This window comes from Nitratireductor sp. ZSWI3, from assembly GCF_024655565.1.
Lineage (GTDB): Bacteria > Pseudomonadota > Alphaproteobacteria > Rhizobiales > Rhizobiaceae > Nitratireductor.
Genome location: NZ_JANKOF010000179.1, coordinates 1 through 3,741 on the forward strand (window position 1 = coordinate 1; position 3,741 = coordinate 3,741).

At 65.1% G+C, this 3,741-nt stretch carries 1 protein-coding gene and 1 pseudogene; both read right to left on the bottom strand.

Annotated elements, in window-relative coordinates; all coding sequences use genetic code 11:
* Positions 1-2,583: beta strand repeat-containing protein (locus NUU27_RS25135; RefSeq protein ID WP_374568154.1), on the bottom strand; the 2,583-nt coding region annotated here is incomplete at its 3' end.
* Positions 2,584-3,416: 833 nt separating this feature from the next.
* Positions 3,417-3,741, bottom strand: a pseudogene (locus NUU27_RS25140) (hypothetical protein); the annotation flags it as partial.

Below are 3,741 nucleotides of genomic sequence, written 5' to 3' on the forward strand. Positions count from 1 at the left end.
GTCCCCCTCCTGGGTGAGCGGCGTCGAGGTCGGATCGCCCGGATTGCCGCCCGGCGGGCTCGAATCCGCCGTCACGTCGTCGCCGTTCGGATCCTTCGCCGTCGACGTCGCGCTGTTCTCAATCGAACCGGTGTCGATGTCGGCCTGCGTCACCGTGTAGACGCCCGTCACGCTCGTCGAATCCACCGCGCCAGGCGCCAGCGGCCCGGAAACAGGGCTCCCCGAGATCGTCGCCTTGTCGTCGTTCACGACGATGTTCGTCAGGCTCACATTGCCGGTGTTCGTCACCGTGAAGGTGTAGGCGATCGTCTCGCCCGCATCCGGACGGCCATTGCCGTTGGCGTCGTTCAGAACGCCTTCCTTGACCAGCGTGTGCGCACCGGCCTGCGTCAGCGGCACCACCGTCGGATCGTCCGGCTCCCCGTCGCCATCTGCATCCGCATTTGTCGGATCACTCGGATCATCGGAAAGGTCGCTCACCGCAACGCCACCGGGCCCCGTCGCCGACACCGTCGCCTGGTTCGTCACCTCGCCCGCGTCGATGTCGGCCTGCGTCAGCACATGCGTCGCCGTGAACGTCGCGGCATCGCTGAAGCCGGAGGCAAGGCTGGCGATCGGCCCGCCCGACACCGTCGCATCCGGGTCCGTCACGTTCAGATTGGTCAGCGTCACATTGCCGGTGTTCGTCGCCGTGAAGGTGTAGCGCACCACCTCCCCGGCATCCGGAAGCCCGTTACCGTTGGCATCGTCCGCAAGATCGAACGAACCGGTCTTCTCCACGCTCACCGCCGGGTCGCCCGTGATCGGGAAATTGGTCGGATCGCCAGGGTCGCCGTTCGGCGGACGCGACTGCTTGTCGATGTCGTCGCCCCCGGGATCCTTGGCCGTTGCCGAGGCCACATTGTCGACATTGCCATTATCGATATCGGCCTGCGTCACCGTATAAGTGCCCGTCACCGAGGTCGTGTCCACCGCTCCCGGCGCCAGCGGCCCGGGGATCGGGCTCCCGGAGATTGTCGCCTTTGTGTCTGTCACGACGATGTCCGTCAGGCTCACATTGCCGGTGTTCTCCACGGTGAAGGCGTAGTCGATCGTCTCGCCCACATCGACGCGGCCGTTGCCGTTGGCATCGTTGTGCGTCGCCTCCTTGACGAAGTCGTAGTCTCCCTCCTGGGTGAGCGTTGTCGAGGTCGGGTCGCCCGGATTGCCGCCCGGCGGGCTCGACTGCGCCGTCACGTCGTCGCCGGTCGGATCCTTCGCCGTCGAGGTTGCGTGGTTGTCCACCGTGCCCGCATCGATGTCGGCCTGCGTCACCGTATAGCTGCCCGTCACGCTCGTGTCGCTCGCGCCCGGTGCCAGCGGCCCCGCGATCGGGCTGCCCGAAACCGTCGCCCTGTCGTCGCTCACCACGATGTTCGTCAGGCTCACATTGCCCGTGTTCTCCACCGTGAACACATAGCTGATCGTCTCGCCCGCATCCGGGCGGCCATTGCCGTTCGTATCGTTCAGCGAAGACGCCTTCTCCAGCGTGTTCGCGCCGGCCGCCGTGAGCAGAACCACCGTCGGATCATCCGGCTCGCCGTCGCCATCGGCATCCGTATCGGTCGCATCGCTCGGATCGTCCGAAAGGTCGGTGATGTTGAAGCCCGTCGCCGCCACCGTGCCCGACACCTCCGCCTGGTTGACGAACGTCCCCGCGTCCACATCCGCCTGCGTCAGCGTGTGGCTGGCCGTGAAGGTCGTCGCATCGGAAGCGCCCGCGGCGAGGCTGATCGGACCGCCAGACACCGTCACGCCCGGTGTCGAATCGGCCAGATTCACGTTTGTCAGGTCCACCGACCCCGTGTTGGTCACCGTGAAGGCGTAGGTGATCGTCTCGCCCGCGTCAGGCACGCCATTGCTGTTCGGGTCGTTCAGCGTCGCAGCCTTGGTCAGCTCGATCTTCTCTTCCTGGATCGTATAGGTGCTTCGCGCGATCGCCGCGTCGCCGCAGGTCTGCGTGCTGTTCAGGATGTAGGCGGAATCCGGCTGCACCTCGAATTCGATCGTCTCGTCGCCCTCGCTGCCGTCCGTGTCCTTGATCACCGAAACGCCCAGCGGAAAGAGGCTGCCCGCATAGGTGCCGACGGGGATCGTCACCGTAAAACTCGCCCCGCCCCCCGGCGTCGAAAAGTCGCTGCCAAGCGTCGCCGTCCCGCCCACAACATTCACCGTCACCATCAGTGGCGACGTGATGTCGCCGCTCACCGCGATCTGCGGAAGCTGTGAGGAAGGCTCACTCTCGGGCCCGAAACTGGTAGCCGGACGAAGCTCGACGAAGGGAAGGATATCGAGCTGAATCTCGTCAAGGAAATTTCCTGCCGCAGCCCCGCCGATCGCTTCGAAGCCGAATTGCTGGGTGCTGGTTGCGCCAGTCCATGTGAAGGACCCGGAATAATCGCGCCATGTTCCACTTTGCGAAGACGTACATGTGTTGTCGGCAACGCTGCCTTCCTCGAAACAGCTCGTCACTCCACCCGCACCCGCCGGAGACGTGCTCACCCGCACCACCCGGTTTCCGGTAACGCCCATCTTGAATTCCATGACATCCGTGCCGTCGCGACCGCGGTGACTGAAGCGCCACCCGATCTGTTCGCCTGCCGCCACGCAGACGCTTTGGTAGGCACGAGAGGCCTGATATGCATTCAACTCTATGAATTGTGAGCCGGCTCGGGCTGGAACGCCGAAAAACCCGCTCCTCCACATCTCGAATATCGGACCCGACCCGAAGCCACAGCTTCCTGCGGTCGAAGGATGTGTCGTCTCCCAGCCGGGGACACTGGAGCTTGGTACGAAGGCCGAAGTGCAGGAAAAAGGCGGCTGTTCAAACCCGAGATTTAGAAAGCTTCTCTGGACCTGTGCCTGCGCGGCACCTGCGCCGCCGAAGGCGACCAGCGCAGCTGCGAGAGACAAGGCCCCGCCCCGCTTACGGCGGCCTCGTCCCGCAGCGTCTCTCTTGTTTCTTGCAAGGAACACAGAAAAAATATTGGTCAGCCTCGGCATGTGCACAGAATCCCTATTGCCGTCGATTTATGGTTGAGCCGCCGTCAGGCGGAGGCAGATCGGTGGAACCCTTAGGACGGATGAGCGCGCGGCATCAGTTGCCGGGCCGTATCGTTACGGTTGGCGAGAGGGCGTCGTCCCTGCCTGCACACTCTTCGGCGGGCGCTCCTTCGACAAGATGGAGAGGGGTTGCGGCGGTCCGGCATGGATCCTCGGGTCGGGGCCCGAGGATGACGAGGATGGATTCGCGTAATGCCGGCCGTCGGCCTTGGCGACCGACACAAACTTTTCTGCAATTCGTCATCCTCGGGCCCCGACCCGAGGATCCATGCCGGAACGTGGAAGACCGCCGGCCGCCCCTTCGAGCCCGCCATTCACTTGTAGACAGGCATTCGATTTCTTGCCGCACGTGGGGGGCGTTCGGTGTGGATGCGGGTCTCGATCTCGAGCCGATAGCGGCCACCGAGGCTGCGCCATTCATCGGCGATGTGCCTGCGCACCGCCTTCAGCCGCTGGCGGGCGAGCTTCGTGCTGCCGCCGGCCTCCGCATAGGCGAGCCGCAGCACCGACGGCTCCTTGTCGAGCAGCGCCAGCACCTGGCCGAGCCGCGCCTGCCATTCCGGCCGCAGCGCCGCGCTTCCTCCCTCGAACGCCGCCGCCGTCAGGTCGAGCCGCACCACCCGCCCGAGCGCCGCCGCG